Source organism: Providencia sp. PROV024 (genome assembly GCF_032709665.1).
GTDB classification, from domain to species: Bacteria; Pseudomonadota; Gammaproteobacteria; order Enterobacterales; family Enterobacteriaceae; genus Providencia; species Providencia huashanensis.
Genome location: NZ_CP120545.1, coordinates 3671718 through 3696619, shown reverse-complemented (window position 1 = coordinate 3696619; position 24902 = coordinate 3671718). Strand labels below are relative to the sequence as shown.

The 24902-nt window shown below is 41.1% G+C and carries 21 protein-coding genes and 1 riboswitch; of the genes, 11 read left to right on the top strand and 10 right to left on the bottom strand.

The window, feature by feature from the left end; all coding sequences use genetic code 11:
• Positions 1 to 130: 130 nt before the first annotated feature.
• Complete coding sequence (locus P3L56_RS16995) at positions 131 to 430, top strand: HdeA/HdeB family chaperone (protein WP_042846068.1); 300 nt, start codon at positions 131 to 133, stop codon at positions 428 to 430.
• Between the two features lie 116 nt (positions 431 to 546).
• Here P3L56_RS16995 and P3L56_RS16990 read toward each other — a convergent pair whose 3' ends face one another.
• A complete protein-coding gene (locus P3L56_RS16990; protein ID WP_048606242.1) occupies positions 547 to 1446 on the bottom strand; it encodes a LysR family transcriptional regulator in 900 nt (299 codons plus the stop codon).
• 99 nt (positions 1447 to 1545) lie between these two features.
• Here P3L56_RS16990 and P3L56_RS16985 point away from each other — a divergent pair, with 99 nt between their 5' ends.
• From P3L56_RS16985 to P3L56_RS16975, 3 genes are all read left to right on the top strand, one after another.
• Entirely contained in the window at positions 1546 to 2877 is a 1332-nt protein-coding gene (locus P3L56_RS16985; RefSeq protein WP_166685104.1) for an MFS transporter, read from the top strand.
• Complete coding sequence (locus tag P3L56_RS16980) at positions 2878 to 3270, top strand: hypothetical protein (RefSeq protein WP_048606243.1); 393 nt, start codon at positions 2878 to 2880, stop codon at positions 3268 to 3270. It begins immediately after the preceding gene.
• A gap of 154 nt (positions 3271 to 3424) precedes the next feature.
• On the top strand, positions 3425 to 4885 hold the full coding sequence (locus P3L56_RS16975) for an MFS transporter (RefSeq protein ID WP_210831326.1): 1461 nt from the start codon (positions 3425 to 3427) through the stop codon (positions 4883 to 4885).
• A gap of 60 nt (positions 4886 to 4945) precedes the next feature.
• Here P3L56_RS16975 and rpoD read toward each other — a convergent pair whose 3' ends face one another.
• The 3 genes from rpoD to rpsU form a co-directional block, all read right to left on the bottom strand.
• A complete protein-coding gene (gene rpoD, locus P3L56_RS16970) occupies positions 4946 to 6874 on the bottom strand; it encodes an RNA polymerase sigma factor RpoD (RefSeq protein WP_225833198.1) in 1929 nt (642 codons plus the stop codon).
• A gap of 101 nt (positions 6875 to 6975) precedes the next feature.
• Entirely contained in the window at positions 6976 to 8721 is a 1746-nt protein-coding gene (dnaG, locus tag P3L56_RS16965) for a DNA primase (protein ID WP_042846057.1), read from the bottom strand.
• A 171-nt stretch (positions 8722 to 8892) separates the two neighbouring features.
• Positions 8893 to 9108: a 30S ribosomal protein S21 gene (gene rpsU, locus P3L56_RS16960; protein ID WP_001144069.1), complete on the bottom strand. Its 216-nt coding sequence runs from the start codon at positions 9106 to 9108 to the stop codon at positions 8893 to 8895.
• 329 nt (positions 9109 to 9437) lie between these two features.
• Here rpsU and tsaD point away from each other — a divergent pair, with 329 nt between their 5' ends.
• A complete protein-coding gene (gene tsaD / locus P3L56_RS16955; protein ID WP_131680202.1) occupies positions 9438 to 10457 on the top strand; it encodes a tRNA (adenosine(37)-N6)-threonylcarbamoyltransferase complex transferase subunit TsaD in 1020 nt (339 codons plus the stop codon).
• A 41-nt stretch (positions 10458 to 10498) separates the two neighbouring features.
• Here the strand turns inward: tsaD and P3L56_RS16950 are convergent, their stop codons facing one another.
• Both P3L56_RS16950 and plsY read right to left on the bottom strand, forming a co-directional pair.
• The gene (locus tag P3L56_RS16950; protein WP_042846054.1) at positions 10499 to 12031 is read right to left on the bottom strand and encodes a methyl-accepting chemotaxis protein; all 1533 of its coding nucleotides are present in this window, start codon (positions 12029 to 12031) and stop codon (positions 10499 to 10501) included.
• Positions 12032 to 12310: 279 nt separating this feature from the next.
• Positions 12311 to 12967 carry a glycerol-3-phosphate 1-O-acyltransferase PlsY gene (plsY, locus tag P3L56_RS16945; RefSeq protein WP_042846052.1) on the bottom strand — a complete coding sequence of 219 codons (657 nt, stop codon included), beginning with the start codon at positions 12965 to 12967 and terminating at the stop codon, positions 12311 to 12313.
• Positions 12968 to 13075: 108 nt separating this feature from the next.
• On the opposite strand from plsY, the gene folB reads away from it, so the two are divergent.
• Entirely contained in the window at positions 13076 to 13435 is a 360-nt protein-coding gene (gene folB / locus P3L56_RS16940) for a bifunctional dihydroneopterin aldolase/7,8-dihydroneopterin epimerase (RefSeq protein ID WP_042846051.1), read from the top strand.
• A gap of 43 nt (positions 13436 to 13478) precedes the next feature.
• On the opposite strand, the gene P3L56_RS16935 is transcribed toward folB, so the two are convergent.
• Both P3L56_RS16935 and P3L56_RS16930 read right to left on the bottom strand, forming a co-directional pair.
• A complete protein-coding gene (locus P3L56_RS16935) occupies positions 13479 to 14720 on the bottom strand; it encodes a multifunctional CCA addition/repair protein (protein ID WP_042846050.1) in 1242 nt (413 codons plus the stop codon).
• Positions 14721 to 14734: 14 nt separating this feature from the next.
• Complete coding sequence (locus P3L56_RS16930; RefSeq protein ID WP_198860902.1) at positions 14735 to 15349, bottom strand: TIGR04211 family SH3 domain-containing protein; 615 nt, start codon at positions 15347 to 15349, stop codon at positions 14735 to 14737.
• 279 nt (positions 15350 to 15628) lie between these two features.
• Between P3L56_RS16930 and P3L56_RS16925 the strand changes: the two genes are divergently transcribed.
• From P3L56_RS16925 to hldE, 3 genes are all read left to right on the top strand, one after another.
• Positions 15629 to 16591 (top strand): inorganic triphosphatase, encoded by a 963-nt coding sequence (locus tag P3L56_RS16925; RefSeq protein WP_166686932.1) that lies wholly within the window; start codon positions 15629 to 15631, stop codon positions 16589 to 16591.
• Between the two features lie 12 nt (positions 16592 to 16603).
• Positions 16604 to 19450 (top strand): bifunctional [glutamate--ammonia ligase]-adenylyl-L-tyrosine phosphorylase/[glutamate--ammonia-ligase] adenylyltransferase, encoded by a 2847-nt coding sequence (gene glnE, locus P3L56_RS16920; RefSeq protein ID WP_198860901.1) that lies wholly within the window; start codon positions 16604 to 16606, stop codon positions 19448 to 19450.
• Between the two features lie 99 nt (positions 19451 to 19549).
• Positions 19550 to 20977: a bifunctional D-glycero-beta-D-manno-heptose-7-phosphate kinase/D-glycero-beta-D-manno-heptose 1-phosphate adenylyltransferase HldE gene (hldE, locus tag P3L56_RS16915; RefSeq protein ID WP_042846046.1), complete on the top strand. Its 1428-nt coding sequence runs from the start codon at positions 19550 to 19552 to the stop codon at positions 20975 to 20977.
• Positions 20978 to 21048: 71 nt separating this feature from the next.
• On the opposite strand, the gene ubiK is transcribed toward hldE, so the two are convergent.
• Entirely contained in the window at positions 21049 to 21309 is a 261-nt protein-coding gene (gene ubiK / locus P3L56_RS16910) for a ubiquinone biosynthesis accessory factor UbiK (RefSeq protein ID WP_042846045.1), read from the bottom strand.
• Positions 21310 to 21646: 337 nt separating this feature from the next.
• Positions 21647 to 21796: riboswitch (FMN riboswitch) on the top strand.
• 157 nt (positions 21797 to 21953) lie between these two features.
• Here ubiK and ribB point away from each other — a divergent pair.
• Together ribB and ygiD are read left to right on the top strand one after the other, a co-directional pair.
• Positions 21954 to 22613: a 3,4-dihydroxy-2-butanone-4-phosphate synthase gene (gene ribB, locus P3L56_RS16905; protein ID WP_042846043.1), complete on the top strand. Its 660-nt coding sequence runs from the start codon at positions 21954 to 21956 to the stop codon at positions 22611 to 22613.
• 236 nt (positions 22614 to 22849) lie between these two features.
• Positions 22850 to 23653: a 4,5-DOPA dioxygenase extradiol gene (gene ygiD, locus P3L56_RS16900; protein ID WP_129466398.1), complete on the top strand. Its 804-nt coding sequence runs from the start codon at positions 22850 to 22852 to the stop codon at positions 23651 to 23653.
• Positions 23654 to 23737: 84 nt separating this feature from the next.
• Here the strand turns inward: ygiD and P3L56_RS16895 are convergent, their stop codons facing one another.
• Entirely contained in the window at positions 23738 to 24901 is a 1164-nt protein-coding gene (locus P3L56_RS16895; RefSeq protein WP_042846031.1) for a glutathionylspermidine synthase family protein, read from the bottom strand.
• Position 24902 lies beyond the last annotated feature (1 nt).

The window sequence follows — 24902 nt, the reverse complement described above, 5'->3', positions numbered from 1 at the left end:
TTTATTGTTTGAATTTTTAATCCAGTATTATTTTAACTATCAAAATTAGAATATGTAATTTTCATAAATAATATGCTAATAATACCTTGCCACATAATTCTGTGTTTTAAATTTTTTAAAGGAGTTCAAAATGAGAAAGGTTATTATATCTAGCGTATTATTTGCAGTGTCTACAATTTCATTTAACTCAATGGCAGCAGACAACAATACAGTTACACCTGAAAATATGACTTGTCAGCAATTTATTAATTTAGACCCTCAAAGCTGGGCTCCTGTTGCGTTATGGGTAACAAACCAAGAAACGCAATTTAAAGGTGGAGATTATGTTGCGTTAACAGAGCAAAGTGTTGCTGAAGTCCCTCAAATTGTTGAGTTTTGTAAGAAAAAACCGGAAGGTACTCTGCAAGATTATTTAGCATCTAAGAAATAAAGCAAACTATTATGCCATGGAGGGCATAATAGTTATTACCAACCAGAAAAATGAGTTTTGATACTGTGGTAGATTAGAAACTATATTTTCGAAATATCGAATCGATCTTTATACTTTTATTTATTTACGGCTAATTTATCGGCTAAAAAATCGATAAATGCCCGTGTCTTAGCAGGTAAAACAAAAGTATTTGGATAAAGTAATTGAATATTTTGTTTCGGTAAGCGGTATTCGGGTAATACATGGACTAAACGACCATGCTGTAAGTCATCATCAACCATCCAAGCAGGGCATATTGCGATACCTAAAGAAGCTAACACCATATGGTGAATAACAGCTGCAGAATTAGACTCATACTGATTTTTAATTAAAGGTAAGTAATATTTTTCATTTTTTGAATTCTGTAAAAAATATTGAGGATCTTGCCAGTTTAATAATGCATGGTTAATCCATGGAACATTGGCTAAATCCGTAAGTTGTTTGATCGGATATTTTTTTAGAAATTCAGAGGTGGCGACTAAGAAAATCTCATATTCACCTAATTTTTTCATTTTAAGGGATGAGTTTTTTAAATTACCTAATCGAATGGATAAATCGAGTTTTTCTGTGATGAGGTCGTCTAAGGATGAGTTAAATGAATATTGTAACCTTAGTTTAGGATAAAGACGGCAAAACTCAGGGAGTAGCGGTAAAATAAAACGTTGGCCAAATTCACTCGTTGATGAAAAACGCAGTAGACCCGCAATATTAGTGCCTAAATTTTGGCTTCTTTCGAAAGCTTCATCTATTTGGCTTTGAATACGTTTAAAGTCGTCATAAAAATGTTTTCCCACCTCTGTTAATGCAATATTTCGTGTATTTCGTGTTAACAAGCTGACATTAAGCTGAGCTTCTAATTGCTTGATATCGACACTAACCATAGAACGGCTTAGCCCTAAAATATCTGCGGCTTTAGTGAATGAACCGGAATCAACCACTTGTAGAAAGCTAATAATCTGCTTGAAATTTTTTTGCATAATAGAGTCGATTGTTTGTTTTTATTAAACAATGATTTTACTTCCTTTGCATCGACAAAGAAAGACCCTAACTCTATTCTTTGCCACCGGAGGAAGTGTATGACTTATCGATACAAAATAGCGACAGTCTTTTTACTTGGTTTCTTTATTGATTGTATTAACATTTTTATGTCGGCTATTGCCTTACCTGATATCGCATTTTCATTTTCAGCCAGCCAATCTCAGGTGGCTTGGGTAGCAAATGCTTATATTTTAGGACTCGTTTTGGTGATGCCAATGAGTTTGTGGCTTGCGGGTAGGCTAGGTCACCGAAAATTATTGTGTTATTCAATGCTGCTTTTTTCTTTAGCTGTGTGGTTAAGTGGGGCGAGTGGATCAATTTATCAATTAATTTTTTGGCGTTTTACGCAAGGAATGGCAGGGGGATTATTAATACCGGTCGGTCAGGCATTAGTTTTTGCATTATTTCCAAATAATGATCGCCAACGGATCTCTACCTTGATAATGACGGTTGCGTTAATAGCACCTGCATTTTCACCTGCAATAGGTGGCTTAATTATTGATTCTTTATCGTGGAATTGGATTTTTTATTCGAATCTTCCTTTTTCATTATTAACTGCATTTCTTGCTTGGATATGGGTAAAAAATGAGAGTAAGAAAACCAGAGAAAAACCTGATATTTTAGGTCTATTAATGGTGAGTATCAGTTTATTATGTTTATTATTGTCATTTTCGTTCTACAACGATTATCACAGTATTTCATTAGCCATATTGAGCTTTACGGTTTCAGTATTAGTATTTATTTTTTACCTACAATACGCAAAGAAATGCCGTGAACCTATTCTAAATTTTCAGTTATTAAAGAATGCGAACCTACGTACTGCTTTTATTGTTTATTATGCAGTACCGGGGGTTTTTACAGGCGTAAATTTACTGAATATATTTAACTTACAAGTGAACCTTGGGTTTAGTGCGGGGCAGACAGGGCTATTTATGGTGCTGTATGCTGTAGGCGCTTTAGTTTCAATGACTAGTGGCGGGAAACTGTATCAGCGTATCGGGAAAAAGCAGTTATTTGTTATTGGAATTTTACTACACAATTTGGGAATATTTTTTCTCTACTGGGTATCGAATTTAGATCAATTAAGCTTACTTGTTATTGCTTATCTATTAATGGGAACAGGTGGAGGTTTATGCACGAATACCGCACAAATTAGCTCATTGATGGACTTTAAAGATAAAGATTTACTACAAGGCAGTGTGTTATGGAATATTAATCGCCAAGTGGCGTTTAGTGTTGGGGCGGTGGTATTAATTTCTATATTTAGTTTAACTACTTTTTCTAGTGATTTACTACGTTACCAATATACATTTTTAATTGCTTCAATACTTGGGCTATTCTCGTTAATTTCAGTCATAAAGGAAAAATAAATGAGCGAAACAATGAAAAAAGCGCTGCAAAGCGTGGTTGACCTGCATACTTTAATTGAAAATGTATTTACTGGCCGTGATGACGATAAAAGTTTAGCCCCTCTATTAGCCAGTTTTGATGACAACTTTAAAATGGTCACAATTCAAGGACAAAGTATTGGGCTTGATAAAGTGAACACATTATTTAGCAGTAATATAGGCAACAAAACTTCATTTAGTACAAGGTGCCTTAATATGCTTCCGTTACACGAAGATAACCAGTATTGCTGGGTGCAATATCAAGAAAAACAGCTTAATGATGGGGTTGAAACATTAAGAATTTCAACTGCATGTATTAGAGTTGAAGCAGAGAAATGCTATTGGGTTTATCTTCATGAAACACCAGTAGCATAAAGATTAAAACTCATGTTCACATCAAACGACCTTAAGGTCGTTTTTTTATAAGTAAAAAAGATAAAAACATTCAAATGATATTTGTTCTCACTTTGATTGACCGTCGGTCGGTCAGGTATTATCATGTTGCCATGATCGGGACGAGGAAAATAAAATGAGACGGCTTTTTTTGATCTTAGCAGTTTGTTTAGGCACCTTTATGGCAACGCTAGATATCAGTATCGTGAATATTGCATTACCAGCTATTGGGCGTGAATTAAACGTGAGCATGTCGATGCTACAATGGGTTATTGATGCTTATGCACTATGTTTATCGGCATTACTTCTTTCTGTAGGGCCAATAAGTGATCGTTATGGGCGAAAGAAAGTATGGTTAATAGGCATTGTCATTTTTACTTTAGGCTCGGCTATCTGTGCATTGTCAACATCCCCTGAAATATTGATTACAGGTAGGGCAATACAAGGGATAGCAGCCGCTGCGTTAATTCCCGGGGCTCTTTCTATAATTTCCCAAGCATTTACCAATGATATTGAACGGATAAGAATTATTGGCATTTGGTCAGCAGTGAGTGCACTGTCTCTGATCATTGGCCCAATTTTAGGTGGTTTTTTAGTTGATAGCTTCAATTGGACAACGATCTTTTGGATCAATATTCCAATCGGGTTGCTGACATTATTATTAGGCTGGTTAGGTATTCAAGAAAGTGCTGACCCTGACAAAGCTGCATTAGACCCAATAGGGCAAAGTTTGAGCATTGTGGCTTTAGGTGGATTAACTTTTGCTTTGATAGAAGCTGGTGAGCAAGGCTGGGGAAATTATATAACACTTAGCGGATTAATTATCTCAGTAATAGCGAGTATCGGGTTTATCTATGTTGAACGTCGCATAGAGAGGCCATTATTGCCGATTTTTCTATTCAAACAGAACCCTTTTTTCTTTCAATATAATATGGCGTCTTTTGCGCTCGGTTTTGCGACTTATAGCAATGTATTTTTTATCGCCCTATTTTTACAAAAAGGACAGGGGTGGGGAGCGTTTGATGCGGGGATAAGAATGGCGCCAGAGTTTATTGCTATGGCTATTTTTTCATTCTCATTTAGTAAACTCTCGCGCTATATGAGCGTCAGAAATCTGATGATCCTAGGCTTTATTTTTATTGCTTTCGCTTCCTTATTATTCACGCGTGTTAATTCTGAAACAGCCTATCCTCCGATTGCGGTGATATTATTTATATTAGGTGCAGGGATGGGAATGTCGACGCCTGCAATTGGTGCATTAGTGATGGCTAGTGTTGAAAAAGCCTATTCGGGAATTGCATCCGCGGTTATGAATGCATTGCGGCAAACTGGTATGACGTTAGGAATTGCTTTGTTAGGGACATTAATGACCCAGCATGCCATTGGTAAATTACGCCATGATGACAGGCTAGTTGGTATCCTATCGGTACAGGAAATCGAACAGTTGATTCAAACTTCCTCTCGCGTTCCATCTTTGTTTATTGAGCAAATTACTCGGTCAGCCTTTGTGTCCGGTTTTAATTTGGCGATGTTAGGCGGAGCAATGGCTATTCTGGCAACATTATGCCTAATGGTAAAAGTGAGGTGGGCTAAATAGTTTTATGGTGAATTAGTATGCATAAAAAAACACCTGCCGAAGCAGGTGTTAAATAATAAATTATTCATCAAGGAAGCTGCGTAGCACTTCTGAGCGGCTTGGATGACGTAATTTACGTAATGCTTTTGCTTCAATCTGACGAATACGCTCACGGGTAACGTCAAACTGTTTACCGACTTCCTCAAGGGTGTGATCGGTATTCATATCGATACCAAAACGCATACGTAGAACTTTCGCTTCACGAGCAGTTAAACCTGCTAATACTTCATGAGTTGCAGAGCGTAAGCTTTCCGATGTCGCAGAGTCTAAAGGCAGTTCTAAAGTGGTATCTTCAATAAAATCACCTAAATGTGAATCTTCATCATCACCGATAGGCGTTTCCATTGAGATTGGCTCTTTAGCAATCTTCAGGACTTTACGAATTTTATCTTCCGGCATTAGCATGCGTTCTGCCAGTTCTTCTGGCGATGGCTCACGGCCCATTTCTTGCAGCATTTGACGAGAGATACGGTTCAGTTTATTGATAGTTTCAATCATATGAACCGGGATACGGATAGTACGTGCTTGGTCAGCGATTGAACGCGTGATAGCCTGACGTATCCACCAAGTTGCATAAGTTGAGAACTTATAACCACGGCGATATTCAAACTTATCAACGGCTTTCATCAGACCGATGTTACCTTCTTGAATGAGGTCAAGGAACTGCAAGCCACGGTTGGTATATTTCTTCGCGATAGAAATAACCAAACGCAAGTTCGCTTCAACCATCTCTTTTTTCGCACGGCGCGCTTTTGCCTCACCGATAGACATACGACGGTTGATATCTTTCACCTGTTCAATCGTCAGGCCTGTTTCTTCTTCAATATGACGCAATCTTTGTAAACAACGCAGGATTTCTTCTTCAACTTCAATCAGTTTTTCAGACCAAGGTTTGTTCATCGCTTTTGCAGCGGTTAACCAAGTCTCACTTGTTTCATTGCCGCTGAATAAAGTGATGAAGTTTTTCTTTGGCATTTTGCATTGTTCAACACACAGTTTCATGATGGTACGTTCTTGAGTACGAACTCTATCCATCATTTCACGCATGTTATTGACTAAGTAGTCAAATTGTTTTGGTACTAAGCGGAATTCTTTGAACACCTCTGAAAGCTGTTCAATGGCTGCCGCTGTTTTCGCATCACTACGACCATATTGCTTAATATGTTGACGCGTTTTTTCGTATTGCTCACGAAGGTCAGAGAATTTTTGGCGAGCTAATTCAGGGTCGATGCTGTTATCGTCCTCTTCTTCTTCCTCTTCCTCTTCTTCGTCTTCTTCGTCTTTATCTAATTCTTCTTGTGGCAATTCAGAACCAACATGTGTTGCTGTTGGTGCGAGGTCTTCTTCCGCATTAGGGTCAACAAAGCCAGTGATTAAGTCAGATAAACGACTTTCACCTGCTTCAACGCGGTCGTATTGCTCAAGAAGATAAGTGATAGCTTCAGGATATTCAGCCACAGAGCACTGAACCTGATTAATCCCATCTTCAATACGTTTTGCGATGTCGATTTCGCCTTCTCTGGTGAGAAGCTCGACAGTCCCCATTTCACGCATATACATGCGCACTGGGTCAGTTGTACGGCCAATTTCACTTTCAACACTGGACAGCACTTGTGCAGCGGCTTCTGCTGCATCTTCATCAGTATCGGAAGTATTCTCAGCCAAAATTAAATCATCGGCATCAGGTGCTTCTTCCATGACCTGGATGCCCATGTCATTAATCATCTGAATGATATCTTCGATTTGATCTGAATCGACGATATCTTCCGGCAGATGGTCGTTGACCTCGGCATAGGTTAAGTAACCTTGCTCTTTACCCTTGGTTACGAGTAGCTTAAGCTGCGACTGCGGGTTTTGCTCCATAAGACGGTATCCACACTTCTGAGTATTTAGATTGGTGTCGGTCGGCGAAACATTCGGCCAACAAGAACATACAAAGGGAACATTTATTATTTCGCTACGCCCTTTATTTTTCGTAGCGTTTTACAGGCATCTGCCTTGTGTTTATCGGCACTTAAGCCGTTTTAAATATTAATTCTGTCTTGGTTATATTATGTTTTCACTCTTGAGAGAGTGATTAAGCGGACTTCTTCGCGCTCTTCTGGGGTCAGCCCTTCAGTTCGTTCTTTTGCTATTAAATAGTCGAAACGTTCGTCAAGTGCGCTATTAAATAGATGATTTAAGGCATCTATAAAGGTATTTTCCGCTATCTCCTCTATTTCTATATCGTTCCATGTTGCTAGTTTTTCAAGCTGTTTCGAAAATTTATTATCACGATAACGCTCTAGCAACTGCCCAGTAGTCATCCCGGGGGTGGAACGGCATACATCAACCAATTCCTGAAATAGAGAAAGCCCCGGCATTTGAATATGGGCAATTCCCTCCAATGAGGGAACGAGTTCCGAAAAGTTCGGATTTTGTACCAACAGCGCGATTAATATTCGCATTGTGGTTGGTTTTAATTTTGGTGCCTGATAGTTAACTGGTTCTTTGCTCTCTCTATCAATCATAGCAAGAACCTGAGAAATATCCGGTATACCAATAAAATTTCCTAGCTCTTGAGCCATATAAAGGCGCAGAGTTTCGCCCGGTATCTGTTTAATCAATGGGATAGCAAGTTTACTAAATTTTGCTTTCCCTTCTTGAGTTTTCAGGTCAACTTGTGGCACAAGTGAATCAAATAAAAATGCAGAAAGTGTTTGAGCATCTTTCATGCGTTGCTCAAAAGACTCTTTACCTTCTTTGCGTACTAATGAATCGGGGTCTTCACCATCGGGTAAAAACATAAAACGAAGTTGGCGGCCGTCAGTTAGATAAGGAAGAGCTGTTTCCAGCGCCCGCCATGCAGCTTCTCGGCCAGCTCGGTCTCCATCATAACAGCAGATAACAGTATCTGTAGAACGATAAAGTAGCTGAATATGTTCTGATGTTGTCGATGTTCCCAATGAGGCAACCGCGTAGCGGATATCATACTGGGCAAGGGCAACAACATCCATATAACCTTCAACAACCAACAACTTAGCTAATTCATTATTATTTTGTGTCGCTTCATATAGGCCAAATAACTGACGGCCTTTATGGAAAATATCTGTTTCGGGGGAGTTTAAGTATTTAGGTAATGCATCCCCTAAAACCCGCCCACCAAATGCAATCACTCGACCGCGCCTATCCCTAATTGGGAACATGACCCGCTCTCTAAAGCGGTCATAGATTCGGCCGTTATCATTGGTCACTAACATGCCTGCATCATCAAGCTGTTTGCGACTTTCTGGGTTTACTGCGAATTTCTTGAGTAAATTATCCCACCCCGCAGGGGCGAAACCAATTGAAAAATGCTCAATAATTTCGGCACTTAAACCACGTTGGCTTAAATAATCTATGGCTTTACTAGCCGAGGGATGATTTAAGGCAGCGCAGTAAAATTGATTAATTTTCTCCATCAACTGATACAGGTTTTGCCGTTGATGTAGTTCTATTTGGCTTGCTCCAGTCCCTTTTTCATAAGGTACATCAAGACCATGCAGTGCTGATAGTTCTTCAATTGCTTCGACAAAATCAAGTTTGTCATAATTCATTAAAAAATCGATAGCGTTGCCGTGGGCTCCACAACCAAAACAATAATAAAACTGCCTTTCACTGTTAACAGTAAAAGAAGGGGTTTTCTCATTATGGAACGGACAACAAGCGTGATGATTTTTACCCTGTTTTTTTAACGGGACTTTTGCATCGACTAAATCAATGATGTCTGTTCTTGCTAACAAGTCATTGATAAATGAACGCGGAATTCGTCCAGCCATAAGCCTCTTTTTCGCCTGTTGATGAACGATAATAAGCCGCGCTTCCTTGAGGAAAGCACGGCCTTTAACTGCTTAGCTATTTACTACTACGAAAACTGAGTGACTACGAGAGAAACTAAAGTTTTGTATTAGCTATCGTCTACTTATGAATGCGGTTTTCACCGCAATCAACTAGTACAGACGAGTACGGCGTGCGTTTTCGCGAGCCAGTTTCTTAGCGTGACGCTTTACAGCAGATGCTTTAGCGCGTTTACGTTCAGTCGTTGGTTTTTCATAGAATTCACGACGACGAACTTCAGCTAAAACCCCTGCTTTTTCACAGGAACGTTTGAAACGACGTAGTGCAACGTCGAATGGCTCGTTTTCACGTACTTTAATTACCGGCATGTGCCTCTCACCTCAATAGAAATCGGTTTGTTGCTGGTATTGATTCACCAGCCTTCATTTAAAATGGTGCGGAATTTTACTTCAATGAGTACGGGTTTGTAAAGTGCCGTATAAAATTGAATCACACAAGATCACCTGATTTGTTGCTTGTTCGATGAAAAAGTAAACAAAACCAGATAATAATGAGAATTAGCCACACGAAATTTTTATTACAGGGGGCTGATTATAGACTATACAGCAATGAAAGTCAGCCTTTTGACAACATTAATTACGCGATTGAGCGAAAATAGTGATAGACTTGCGGTCATGCAATAAACAAGGGTAGTGCAATGCGTGTTTTAGGTATCGAAACCTCTTGCGATGAAACTGGTATCGCAATCTATGATGATGAGCTTGGCCTAATGGCTAATCAATTATACAGCCAAATTAAAGTGCATGCCGATTATGGTGGCGTAGTACCGGAATTGGCTTCCCGCGATCATATCCGTAAAACAGTCCCTCTGATTCAGGCCGCGCTGAAAGAAGCTAACCTGACTCGTGAAGATATCGATGCGGTAGCTTATACTGCTGGACCAGGGCTGGTTGGTGCTTTAATGGTGGGGGCAACGGTTGGCCGGTCATTGGCTTTTGCATGGAATGTGCCTGCGGTAGCCGTTCATCATATGGAAGGCCATTTGCTAGCGCCAATGCTAGAAGAAAAAAGCCCAGAATTTCCCTTTGTAGCACTCCTTGTTTCTGGTGGGCATACCCAATTAATAAGCGTGACAGGGGTCGGTGAATATGCGCTTCTTGGTGAATCTATTGATGATGCAGCAGGTGAAGCGTTTGATAAAACAGCTAAATTACTAGGTTTAGACTATCCTGGTGGCCCCGTTTTATCTCGTATGGCACAACAAGGCACCGCAGGGCGTTTTGTGTTTCCAAGACCAATGACGGATAGGCCTGGGCTTGATTTCAGCTTTTCAGGTTTAAAGACCTTTGCAGCAAATACGATCCGTGAAAATTCGGATGACGACCAAACCCGAGCTGATATTGCTAGGGCTTTTGAAGATGCGGTAGTCGACACTCTCGCAATCAAATGCAAACGCGCGCTGGAGCAAACGGGGTTCAAACGTTTAGTGATGGCCGGTGGGGTGAGTGCCAACCGAGCGTTAAGAGCAAAAATGGACGAGGTCTTGAAGCAGCGTGGGGGCGAAGTGTTTTATGCACGTCCTGAGTTTTGCACCGATAACGGCGCGATGATTGCACTAGCCGGTCTTATCCGCTTGAAAGGGGGGGCAAGCACAGGGTTAGGTATTACAGTGCGCCCACGTTGGCCACTTGCTGAACTACCTCCGCTAGAAAAATAATATTAGGGCTGCTGTGCAGCCCATTTGTTATCCCTCAAATATCAATGTAAGACAGTAACCGCTTCTTCTAATCGAATTGAACGCCCTTTGACCATGTTCGACGTTTCTGTGCTTTGTTCAACTAACAATGTGCTTTGCTGCGTAATGGTTTCTAGTTCACTAACGGCTTGTGTAATGTCAGCAATGCCAGCGGCTTGTTCAGAAGTGGCTTGGCTAATATGCGTAATTAATTGAGTGACATTTTGTATCTGGTCGACGATATCTTTCATCGTGTCACCAGCGGTGTGCACTTGTTCTTTCCCTGAGTTAACTTTCTTTTCGCAATCGTTAATGAGTTCACGAATATCATTCACTGCGCTAGCACTGCGGCTTGCTAGGCTACGTACTTCATTAGCAACCACAGCAAAGCCTTTGCCTTGCTCACCTGCGCGAGCGGCTTCTACAGCGGCATTTAGTGCTAATATGTTGGTTTGAAAAGCGATATCTTTGATGACATCGGTGATTGAATTAATTTTACTTGTACTGCGGACAATTTCATCCATGGTATCAACAACAGCTTCCATCATCGCGCCACCGCTAACTGCGGTTTCGCTGGTTGCATTAGAAAGCTGATCAACTTGAACCGTGTTGTCTGCATTCATTTTTACGGAAACTGCCATTTGGTTCATAGTAGCAACAGTTTGTTGCATATAACCGACTGTTTGCTGGGTATGGGTATCTAGCTCATGGCAATCGGAAACTAAAGATTCACTGCCTTTTCGTACACTATCCACTTGTGCAGAGACATCTTTGATTAACCAGCGACATATTAGCCCCAATTGGCCGATTGAGCGTAAAACCAGTCCTATTTCATCGGTACGTTGCATATGGTGAATGCTATGGCGTTCGCCTCGAGCAATACTTAAAGCCTGTGTCGCAATGTTTTCCAGTGGTTTAGCGAGCATTCTTTCAAAGGCAATATTGCCAATAATTAGCGTAATAAGTGTACAAGCACTGGCGATGGTAAATGGCAGCGCTTGTAACCCAGCTAAGCTCGCCATGACTAGCCAAAATATCAATAGTAAACTCATGGTTAATCGAATGCGCCAACGTGTAGAAAAAGTGGAGAAGTGAAACGGCATTTTTTTGGAAAGCACAAGCCCCTTAACTATTTTACGCTGACATTTATTTCGATTCATTGCGGCATAGAGCGGTTCAACAGTCGCAATTTCTTGACGAGTCGCGCGTGTTCGGATCGACATATAACCTGTAATTTTGCCTTGACGTTTAATCGGGACGATATTGGCTCTAACCCAGTAGTGATCGCCATTTTTACGTCGGTTTTTGACAATGCCGGTCCAAGGTTCTCCTTTTTTTAATGTGGCCCACATATCAGCAAAAGCTTCTTTAGGCATATCGGGATGACGAATAATATTGTGAGGACGTGTTAATAATTCATCTAATTCATAGCCACTGACTTGCACAAAAAAATCATTAGCACTAACAATGTTGCCTTGTAAATCGCTAGTAGTCATTAACGTGATGTTTTCGTCTAACATATGTTCATTTTGAGTGATATAAGGGGTTCTGCTCATATAAATACCATTATTATTGTTTAATTTTGCTTTTATATAGTCGACACTTTTTAAATATTCCTTAGTAATAAATTTGCAATAAATTAACTTTTTATTAAAAGTGTGCGCTAGTTATGGCAAAAATGTAACGCAGCACAAATTGCTGCCAGTACAGTTTTAAGGTGAGATATAACCCTGCTGTTATTATTCGGTGTTTTAGGCAGTCTGTGATGAAAATGAAACGATAAAAAAAGAGCTGAATTTTCAGCTCGTTTTTATCATGATAGAAAAGAGGGGGGATTAATCGTCGAGTTCTTGTTCTTTGGCTTCTTGGGCAATTTCTTTATTGGTTTTTTGCTTTTTATTTTTTAGTTTTTGCCAAATCCGGCTTTCTTGACCGCGCCAAAGACGTTGTATGTTGCCATGATGGCGCACAAGGACTAAGCAAGATAACATTGCGACAGGGAAAGTAAATTCAGGCTTAAACCACCATACGTAAAATGGTGCCAGTAGCGCACTCACAATTGCCCCTAATGAGGAATAGCCGCTTAGCAGTACAGTGAGTAACCATGTACCAGCGACTAACCCAGATAAGTCCCAACCAATAGCAGCGATTGAGCCAAAAGCGGTAGCAACGCCTTTCCCGCCTTTAAAATGGAAGAAAACAGGATAAATATGCCCAAGGCAAGCTGCAATTGCGACAAACCCAAGATAGAATGGTTGCACATTTAAATAATAAGCAAGCCAAACTGGGACCATACCTTTTAATACATCGCAAATAAGAACAGCAGCAGCGGCAGCTTTGCCACCGACACGTAATACGTTAGTTGCACCGGGGTTACCAGAGCCGTGTTGACGGGGGTCGGGTAGTCTCGCCAAACGGCAGATCAGTATCGCACTCGAAACTGATCCACATAGATAGGCGAAGATTATCATGCCAAGCGCGGTTGCACTCATAGCTAACTCCAAAAACGGTTAAGGCCATATATTCACTTCAGCCTTGGATAATACGCATATTTTTGCCGAAGTGGTATCAATTCAGTACATAAATGAGAAAATGACGTGATGGATATCGTATTTATTGAACAATTATCAGTCATCACCACGATAGGTGTATATGACTGGGAACAAGATATTGAACAAAAATTAGTGCTCGATATCGAAATGGGATGGGACAACCAACGCGCGTCTATGAGCGATAATGTTGAGTACTGCTTGGATTATGCACAAGTCAGCCAAGCCATTATCAGCTATGTAGAGGAAAATAAATTTGGTTTAGTCGAGCGAGTGGCTGAAGAAGTCGCTCAGCTCTTATTGACTCAGTTTAAAAGCCCATGGGTACGAATCAGGGTGGCTAAGCCGGGCGCAGTCGCTCGCGCACGCCAAGTGGGGGTAGTAATCGAAAGGGGAATTAAAACCGCTTAAACGGCGACTGGCGGTGTTATACCGCCAGTATGACCATGGCTTACTAAGCTATTACCATTATTTGCTGTTGTTTCTGCCAATCTTGCACAGCTTGAATACGCTGCCGTGTTAGTTCTTGGCGAATTTCCGGCCCTGTAAACCCTTGTTCAATAATCGGTTTGACCTCAACAGCACGCGCAATGGCAAATGCTTGTCTGAGAAATTCCCCTTGTGGATAGGCTTGTTGCTCAAGGCCTAATCTGCCTCTTGCATCGGCTTCACTGATTAAACTTAATTGCGTAATTCGTTCAGGTTTGCGCCAACTATCTAATCCGTCCATAACCGCAATTAAATCATTTGCAGGTAGCTTATTGATAATATGAATTTTATCATGGTAGCGAGCTGCAAGGCGAGCCAGATCACGGGCGCTACTAGGCACCCTCAATCTATCACAAAGTTTTTCAATGAGTACGACTCCATTTTCCCCATGATTAGGATGACTGGGCCAAACGGAAGGGGGCGTTAATGCTTTACCTACATCATGGCAGAGCGCAGCAAAGCGAATATCGATATCATCAGATAAGGTTGCGATAACCTTCATGACCATCAAGGTATGAACCCCTGTATCAATTTCTGGATGCCATTTTTCGGGGGCGGGAACACCAAATAAGCCATCAATTTCTGGAAAAAGGACGCGAAGTGCACCGCATTGACGCAATACGTCGAAATAAACTTGGGGTGAGCTTGATTTCAGTGCTTTTTCTGTTTCTGCCCAAACACGTTCAGCGGTTAGGTGGCTTAATTCCCCCGTTGCCGCCATAGATTGCATTAGTGCTAAAGTTTCAGGTGCGATAGAGAAACCATATTCGAAATAGCGTGCAGCAAAACGGGCTACACGCAATACCCGTAACGGATCTTCTGAAAATGCACTAGATACATGACGTAATAACCGGTTTTCTAAGTCTTTGATGCCGTTAAACGGGTCAATAATTTCGCCAGAATCACTTTGTGCCATTGCATTAATGGTTAGGTCTCGTCGTAATAAGTCATCTTCAATGGTGACATCCGGGGCGCTATAACAACTAAAGCCAGTATAGCCAGCGCCGGTTTTACGCTCAGTTCTGGCTAGCGCATATTCCTCATGAGTTTTCGGATGCAAAAAAACGGGGAAATCTTTCCCTACTTGTTGAAAACCTTGCTCAAGCATAGCTTCTGGGGTTGTACCAACTACCACAAAATCCCTATCAGAAATAGGAAGACCAAGGAGTTGGTCCCGCACGGCGCCACCAACGAGATAAACTTGCATATTAATGACCTTTGTTACATCCAACCATTATTACGTTTTTTACGACGAGGGATGATGTGAGGTAAAATCAAACCAAAAACTAACCCCGCTCCAGCAACGCCTCCACCATACATAAACCATTGTAAAATCAACTCACGGCGGCGATCATCCAAGTTGACCTCTGCTATTTCCAGTTTTTTACCTGATTTAATTAATTCATTTTTTAGTTTTTCATTTTCAGCTTTTAGCTGGTTAACAATATTGTCGTTATCTGCCACTTTTTGTTGCATTTCTGCGGTACGGGTATTCCATGTATTGTCAATGCTATCTAATTGTTGACGTAGTTTTTGATTTTCAGCCTCTAATTCAGGAATACGCGTTTTCATGCTTGGGGTATTACTTAATTGGTCTACAGGTAGCCAAACAGTTCTGCCTTTTTGATCTTTGATTTGCGCAAATTTATTATCTGTGGAGATCAGCTCAACCGTTTCTCCCGCATTAAGTGTGCCAACAATGCGGTAATTTGTACCAGGGCCACTATGAACGTAAGTTGATAGGTCATCTGATACATAACGTTTTTCTGCTGAGTGTGCATTTAAGGAAAGGCCTAGCCCCATGAGTGAAATTAATAATAATGGAATTTTTCGCATGGTATTTACAGTCTTTTGTGGTGAGTGAATTTTATATTCATTGAATACTAATAAGTAAAGTGTGTAGGTGCAAACTCTAAACATCGATGTATTCATGCTCTAAAGGATAATGAGAACTATCCTAACTGTCTAAATTACACTTCTTTTTATCTCATTTACAATATAACTCTCTGAAAGAAATGTAATAGGTAGAATTTTTGATTTATAGATAGTTTCTTTTCTCTGCTTGGCTTGATTGGGGTAATATGATGGCAGTGAAATAATCAATTAAGGATATGTATGAGCCACGTAGAGGTTGAACTCAAATTAGCCGCAAAAGGGTGTGCAATCGAGGCTGTTCGCCAGTGTATTTCTACACTTTCCCACCAATACAGTGAGCCAACTAAGTTAACCAATATCTATTTTGATACAGAAAAAAGACAATTGCGTCAATGGGATATGGGGTTACGCATCCGCGGTTGTGATGGTCGCTACGAAATGACGATTAAAACAGCGGGGCAGGCAATTGGTGGGCTACATCAACGCCCTGAATTTAATGTTGATATTGATTCGCCAGAGCTTAACTTAGCGGCATTTCCAACGGAAATTTGGCCGGAAGGCACGGATGTCGCTCAGCTACAATCTGAACTTAGTATACTTTTTAGTACTAATTTTACCCGTGAAAAGTGGCTTGTCACGTTTGAAGATAGTGAAATTGAGGTTGTTTTAGACCAAGGTGAGATTTCTGCCGGAGCAAAAGATCTACCCATTCAAGAGTTTGAATTGGAACTTAAAAAAGGCTTTATCGCAGACGTACTCAATCTAGCCAAAAAAATTGCCGATATTGATGGCCTTCACCTCTCATCTATCAGCAAAGCAGCCCGAGGTTACTCATTGATTAACCCGACTACTACACCATTAACACGGCCGGATGCCATATTTGATTACGAAGAACAACCTATTGAAAAATCATTGACTCATATGCAGTTACTTTGCCAGCAACACGAAGCATATTGGTTAGCTGGTGAAAGTGATGCTCGGCAGGGTTTTTCTGAGTTTTTGCGTTTTGTGCAAGCCTTTTTAGTTCATTATCAAAATTCTGCGCCTCACTTTGTGCACGATACGCCGTTAGAACAGTTGCGTTTAGATATTGCGAATGAAGCCATCAGTGCTGAGGATTTTTGCTATAGTAGCCAATGGTTAAAGTGCAAATTAGCCTTTATTCAATGGCTAAGTGCTTTAACTTATCAAGAAGCTCAATAAGGTATTGATAAAATGCTCTCTTTTCCTAATTTGCTGCGAGCCCAAAGTGAACGTGTTTTAAGTCAAATAGCCGAACAAGCTCATGAGTTACTGCCCTTAAATGAGCAAGAAACCCAAGTGCTTACGTTCAGTGATTTTGTATTTCAGCAGGTTTTAGCGCATTCGCGCTTTTTACTTGAAATTCGTTCTCAACCTCCGAAAGCCGATGAATGGAAAAGTTACGCAACATGGTTAGCGCAAGAAATGTTGCCCGTCACGGAGGAAGAGCATTTGATGCAGGTGTTACGCACATTTCGTCATCATATGTTAGTGCGTTGCGCATGGATGCAAATATTAGAGATAAGCACCCAAAAAGAGACAATTTATCAATTAAGTGTATTAGCAGAAACACTGGTTGTTGCTGCTAGGGATTGGCTGTATCGGGAATATAGCCAATCTTGGGGAACGCCTTGTAACCTTGAAGGAAAGCCGCAGCCATTATTAGTGCTAGGCATGGGTAAATTAGGTGGCGGGGAACTTAATTTTTCATCTGATATTGACCTGATTTTTGCGTATCCTGAAAACGGTGTAACCCAAGGTGGCCGAAAAGAGCTAGACAATGCACAGTTTTTTACGCGTTTAGGGCAAAAATTAATTCGGGTACTTGACCAAGTCACCGCACAGGGTTTTGTGTATCGGGTTGATATGCGTTTGCGGCCATTTGGTGAGAGTGGCCCGTTAGTTTTCAGTTTCTCAGCCCTTGAAGATTATTATCAAGAACAAGGGCGAGATTGGGAACGCTATGCGATGGTCAAAGCACGGATTATGGGGGCTGACAGCCTTCATTATGCTCAAAGTTTACGTAAGCTTTTGCGTCCTTTTGTCTATCGCCGCTATATTGATTTTAGTGTGATCCAATCGCTGCGTAATATGAAAAATATGATTGAACGGGAAGTTCGGCGTCGCGGGTTGGTGAATAACATCAAATTAGGTGCAGGGGGGATACGTGAAGTTGAATTTATCTCACAAGTTTTTCAGCTTATTCGCGGAGGGCGAGAGCCTGTTTTGCAGTCGCAATCCTTATTTACGACTTTGCAAGGTATACGCGAATTAGCACTATTAACCGACGATCAAGTCGATACTCTGCAAGATAGCTACCTTTTTTTGCGTAGAGTCGAAAATTTACTGCAAAGTATTGATGACCAACAAACTCAAACACTTCCTGATGATGATTTAAACCAAGCGCGTTTATCATGGGGAATGGGTTACAGCGATTGGCAAACATTTTATCATGTGTTGAGCCAAAAAATGGCCGCCGTCCATCTCATATTTGCCGAGCAAATCGGTCAGGACGATGAAGATGAAGGTTCAGATACCTTCAATGAGATTTATATTACACTTTGGCAAAGCGAGTTATCGAAAGAAGAGTTAGCGACATATTTGCCATCTAAAAATGAAGATGTCGCGCAAAAAATAATCCATGGCATTTTAATGTTTCGTCATGATCTTAACAAGCGCACCATTGGCCCTCGAGGGCGTGATGTGCTTGATGATTTAATGCCTAAATTATTAGCTAAAGTTGGTGAGCGTGACGATGCAGGTCAGGTGATCGAACGGATGACACCATTACTATTAAGTATTGTCAGCCGTACTACTTACCTTGAACTAATACTTGAATTTGATGAAGTTTTGACGCATGTCATTCGCTTATGCGCAGCATCGCCGATGATAGCAGAACAACTTGCTCGTCACCCATTATTACTGGATGAACTACTTGACCCACAATCTTTATATCAACCCCTACCATTAACCGCTTATCGTGATGAATTGCGCCAATATTTAATGCGAATTCCTGAAGAAGATGAGGAACAGCAACTCGAAGCGCTACGTCAATTTAAGCAAGCACAGTTATTACGTATCGCAGCCGAAGATATTTCAGGTGTATTGCCAGTCATGAAAGTGAGTGATCACTTAACTTACTTAGCTGAAGCGATTATTGATGCGGTTGTTCATCAAGCTTGGCAAAAGATGGTAAGGCGCTATGGCGAACCTGCGCATTTAGCGCAGCAAGATAAAAAACAATATGGTTTTGCTGTGTTAGGTTATGGGAAGTTAGGGGGATGGGAATTAGGCTATAGCTCTGACTTAGACTTAGTTTTCTTATTTGACTGCCCATTAAATGTGGTCACAAATGGTGATCGTTCCATTGATGCACGGCAGTTTTATTTACGTGTTGCCCAATGCATTATTCACCTATTTAGTACTAGAACCGCTTCAGGTGTTTTATATGAAGTTGATGCGCGCTTAAGGCCGTCTGGTGAGTCGGGGATGTTGGTAAGCACAATCCAATCTTTTGATGATTACCAAAAAAATGATGCTTGGACGTGGGAACATCAAGCATTAATACGCGCTAGAATGGTATTTGGTGATGCTAATTTACAGCAACAATTCGCGTTAACTCGCCATGAAACTCTTTGTATGCCTAGGGAACCACAAGTCTTGCAACAGCAAGTACGTGATATGCGATTAAAAATGCACCAACACTTAGGTAGCCACCAAGACGATGAATTTGATTTAAAAGCGGACCCTGGAGGGATCACCGATATTGAGTTTATTGCTCAGTATTTAGTCTTACGGTTTGCTTCACAAAATGCAGCATTGACGCGTTGGTCGGATAACGTCCGTATTTTCGAACTAATGACCCAATATAACATTATGTCAGAAGATGAAGCGGCGGCGTTAACTTATGCCTATGTCACAATGCGTAATGAATTACACCATTTAGCCTTGCAGTCATTGCCAAGCCGAGTCAACATCAGCCAGTTTGCTGAAGAACGCCAGCAAGTTTTAGTCAGTTGGCAAAAATGGTTAGGTGAGTAAACACTGACAGCAGTTTACGGCATTTTATTTAGCTAAACAGCGCAATATGCTAGTATTGTTGCAAATTATTATCAGACTTTTTGAAAACTGGAGTGCAGGATGAAAGTAACTCTTCCGGATTATAAACAAGCCGGTGTGCTAGTAGTGGGTGATGTGATGTTAGACCGTTATTGGCATGGTCCTGCAAACCGAATTTCACCTGAAGCCCCTGTTCCTGTAGTTAAAGTGACCATGGTAGAAGAGCGCCCTGGTGGTGCAGCTAACGTTGCTATGAATATTGCGTCATTAGGCGCAAATTCCCGTCTTGTTGGTTTGACGGGTATTGATGATGCTGCGAAAGCACTCACTGAAAATTTAAATGCAGTGCAAGTACGTTGTGATTTTGTTGCGATCCCAACGCATCCGACGATCACCAAATTGCGTGTATTATCGCGTAATCAGCAATTGATCCGCCTTGATTTCGAAGAAGGTTTTGACAATGTTGATGCTCAGCCGATGTTAGAGCGTATTGAACAGGCGCTACCGCATATTGGGGCGCTTGTGTTATCAGACTACGCAAAAGGGGCTTTAACCCATGTCGAAAAGATGATTGCTTTAGCAAATAAAGCAGGCGTGCCTGTCTTGATTGACCCAAAAGGAAATAACTTTGAGCGTTATCGAGGTGCCACGTTACTGACACCAAATATGTCAGAATTTGAGGCCATCGTAGGGCCTTGTAAGAACAATCAAGATGTTGAAGAAAAAGGTATGAAGTTGCTTCAATCTCTGGATCTAACGGCTTTATTAATCACTCGTTCAGAGCAAGGGATGAGCTTAATTCGTCGTGATGAAGCCCCATTGCATTTACCAACCCAAGCGCAAGAAGTGTTTGATGTCACGGGGGCGGGTGACACAGTGATTGGGGTATTAGCTGCTTCAATTGCTTCTGGTCGTCCGTTACATGAAGCGTGCGCACTCGCTAATGCTGCGGCAGGTGTTGTAGTCGGGAAATTAGGGACTTCAACCGTTTCACCAATTGAATTGGAAAATGCTATCCGTGGTCGTGCGGATACTGGTTTTGGCGTAATGACCGAAAGCGAATTAAAACAAGCAGTTGCTAACGCAAGGCAGCGTGGTGAACGGGTTGTTATGACCAATGGCTGCTTTGATATTTTACATGCGGGGCATGTATCTTATTTAGCAAATGCACGTAAATTAGGTGATAGATTGATTGTTGCAGTAAATAGCGATGCATCTACTCGTCGTTTAAAAGGGGAGACTCGGCCTGTAAACCCATTAGAGCAACGCATGGCAGTACTTGGAGCATTAGGCGCCGTTGATTGGGTGGTTCCCTTCGAAGAAGATACACCACAACGCTTAATTGCAGAGGTATTGCCGGATATCTTAGTCAAGGGTGGTGATTATCAACCAGAAGATATTGCGGGCAGTGCTGAGGTGTGGGCTGCGGGAGGTGAAGTTAAAGTGCTTAATTTTGAAGATGGTATCTCAACAACCAATATCATTAAAAATATTATGAAAACCAGCTAATTGATTATTTGCGAGTGATAAACCTCACTTGGGTGTTTGAAACCCAGTGAGGTTTTTTTGTTTTTTAATGATTATTCGTTTTTGTCTTCGCTAAAATGGGCTTCTAATGCGCTGACGCGCTGTTCCATTTTGGCTAATTTTTCACGGGTGCGTAATAAAACTTGAGTTTGAATATCAAATTCTTCTCGGCTGACTAAATCCAGTTTACCGAGCTGTGACTGTAAAAGAGAACGCAGCTTTTTATCAAAGTCTTCGCCTAGATCACGTACGCCTTGTGGTAATGCACCTTGGATTTGGCGTGCCACCTGTTCCAGTTTTTTCGGATCGAGCATTCGCGGGTCCTTAATTAATCAAAAAATAATTATTAGTAGTGTAATGCCTCTTGTCGCGGTAATAAACCTTTTTCCACGCCATACTGAGAGCTATCACTGCGTTGGTCACTTTCTGCGACTCTAAACACAAACGACTCTAAACACAAACAATCTCTACTCCCAAGTGATAATGCCCTTTTCTCTTTTAGTCACAGAGAATGGAAAAATAAATAGAGCAGTGAAATTAACCTTTATAACGCTAAGTTTTTATTCATGTTTTTTGACTAAAAGTGTGAGTTATTCGCCAATTTTGATCTTCATCGTTGCGCACTTGAATTATTGGCGTTATATTAATTGCGTTTATCTCAGGGCGGGGTGTAAGTCCCCACCGGCGGTAACATGCAACGCGCATGAAGCCCGCGAGCGCTTTATCATTTTGTGGTAAAGGTCAGCAGATCCAGTGTGAATCTGGAGCCGACGGTTATAGTCCGGATGGGAGAGAATTAACTGTATCTGCATGTTTGTGCGGTGTTGCACAATATTGTTCTGCATACCTGAATGAGTTGATAGCCATCTTGGCTATTTGTTTATTCATCATTTCTCGTACTCCTAAGACTGCCTTGATTCTGGTAACTAGTTAATAACTATTTAAGAGGTTTTTTACCATGGATCATACGCTACTTTCCGAATTCGGTAATCCTATCGAACGTGTTGAAAACGCTATCGAGGCTCTGCGCCAAGGTAAAGGTGTCCTTGTTCTTGACGATGAAGATCGTGAGAATGAAGGGGACTTAGTGTTTGCCGCAGAAACTATGACAACAGAACAAATGGCATTTACCATTCGCTATAGCAGTGGGATTGTTTGCCTTTGTATCACTGAAGAACGTCGCAAGCAGCTTGAGCTGCCAATGATGGTGGAAAATAACACAAGCCAAAATCAAACCGGTTTTACTGTAACAATTGAAGCTGCCAAAGGGGTTACCACTGGGGTTTCTGCCGCAGACCGTATCACAACTATCCGCGCAGCAATTGCAGATAAAGCAGTACCTTCAGACTTAAATCATCCAGGCCATGTATTCCCATTACGCGGTCGAGAAGGCGGCGTATTAACTCGCCGTGGTCATACAGAAGCATCTATTGACTTAGCCACTATGGCTGGTTTCAAACCCGCAGGTGTTCTGTGTGAGTTAACTAATGACGATGGTTCTATGGCACGTACACCAGATGTTGTCGTCTTTGGTAGGCAGCATGGTTTAACCGTTGTGACGATTGAAGATTTAGTTCAGTACCGTTTGCAGCAAGAGCAAAAAAAGAAAGCTAGCTAATCCTCATCATATTTCGAGGAGTAGGTAAATTTCGAATATCACCTAAATAGCGATATTGGTTATTTAGGTAATAAGTAGTCTGTTAAGCATATAGAATCATATTGAGGCCATTGAGTTGCACACCTTGATGGCCTTTTCAAATTTTTTGATGATCATCCTCATAATTAGCCCACTGTGTTTTTTACTAAACGGCGTATGCTGTAATAAGAAACTAATTGAGGTGGAGTCAAATCATCATGTCGGTAAATACGTCTGTCGTACAAACTAAACTCCCTGCTATTTTTATTGGTCATGGCAGTCCAATGAATGCGATTGAAGACAACCCTTATACTCAAAAATGGGAACATCTTGGTAAAACTTTACCGCGGCCCACTGCGATATTGGTGATTTCAGCGCATTGGTATACACGAGGGACAGCAATTACTTCGATGTTAAAACCTAAAACGATTCATGATTTTGGCGGTTTTCCTGAAGAGCTCTATCAGGTTGAATATCCTGCTCTGGGTTCACCTGAATTGGCGCAGCAGGTTGCTGACTTATTATCCCCTGAACCTGTTTACCTTGATACCCAAGAGTGGGGACTGGATCACGGGACATGGGAAATCTTAGTGCGTATGTATCCAAAAGCAGATATTCCTGTGGTTCAATTGAGTATCGATGCAACTAAACCTATGGCTTGGCACCATGAATTAGGCAGAAAACTGTCTGTTTTAAGGGAGCATGGGGTGCTAATTATGGGAAGCGGTAATATTGTCCATAACTTACGAGCAATGAATTGGCAGAATGCACAAGCAGAGCCGTATCCATGGGCTATTTCTTTTGAGCAGTTTGTCTATGACAACCTACAAAGCCGTGAGCTGCCTCATCCATTAACAAATGGTTTAGAGCGGGAGGACGGTAAGCTATCTAATCCCTCGCCAGAACATTATTTACCTATTTTGCCAATACTGGGAACATGGGATGGAAAAGAAAAAATTAGTATACCTATAGAAGGGATTGTTTCTGGATCATTGAGTATGATGTCAATTCAAATTGGTTAACTTGTTGTTATATCTTCGCATAATAAAAAAGCTCAAACTATATTAGAAAGTTTGAGCTTTTTGCGTTTTAGTGATTGATGATAACTAATCGATGATCGTATGTGGGTAAAAACGCGATAGATCTTGAGTGATCAGTTCTTTATCTTCACGGATGCAGATCCCCGCAGGTTGGTCATTCACTAGCCAACTGCCCACTAAGGTATAGCTACCTTCAAATTGTGGAAGAGGGTGGAACTGCTGAATAATCATACCTTCTTCACCATATGGGCCATCAGCAGCAGCAATTTCTTTGCCATTTTCGATGATACGAATATTGGCTCCTTCACGAGAAAAAAGCGGTTTAATAACGTATTTATCGAGTTCAGGTTGTGTTTTACCATCGGCAAAATAAGCCGGTAGTAAATTAGGGTGATCAGGGAACATTTCCCATAACATTGGGAGTAAGGCTTTGTTGGAAATAATGCTTTTCCATGCAGGCTCTAACCAACGAACACCTGCATCCTGTAGTTTGGTTGAGAAAATTTCTCTTAGCATAAATTCCCACGGATATAATTTGAACAGATTACTAATAACCTGATCTTGAGTATCCGAAAACTCACCTTTTTCACCTAGGCCAATTTCATCAATATATAAGAATTCAGTGGCTACGCCAGCTTCGTTAGCACAGTCTTGAAGATACTGAACAGTACCTCTGTCTTCTTCGGTATCACGACAGCAAGACATATGCAGTAGACGGAAACCGTATTGATCTTTAAGTTGAGTAAAACGCTCGATCAACTGTTCTTGAATACTATTAAATTGATCTGCATTTTCTGGTAACTTGCCAGCTTCGATTTGATCTTCAAGCCAAATCCATTGGAAAAATGCAGATTCATATAATGACGTTGGCGTATCTGCGTTATTTTCAAGTAGCTTTGGTGGGTTAACCCCATCGTAAGCAAGGTCTAACCTTGAGTACAAGGACGGTTGTTCACTTTTCCAAGAGCTACGAACAAACTCCCAACAATGTTTGGGAATTTGAAAGCGAGCCATTAATTCATCACTTTCTACTACGCGTTCGACAACTTTTAAGCACATTTGATGCAACTCTGCCGTTGCATCTTCGATTTCTTCAATTTGTGCCATTGTGAATTGATAGTAGGCATCTTCTGACCAGTAAGGTTCACCATACATAGTATGGAATTCGAAACCAAACTCAGAGGCTTTTTCACGCCAATTCGGGCGTTCGACAATAGGAACTCGTTTCATT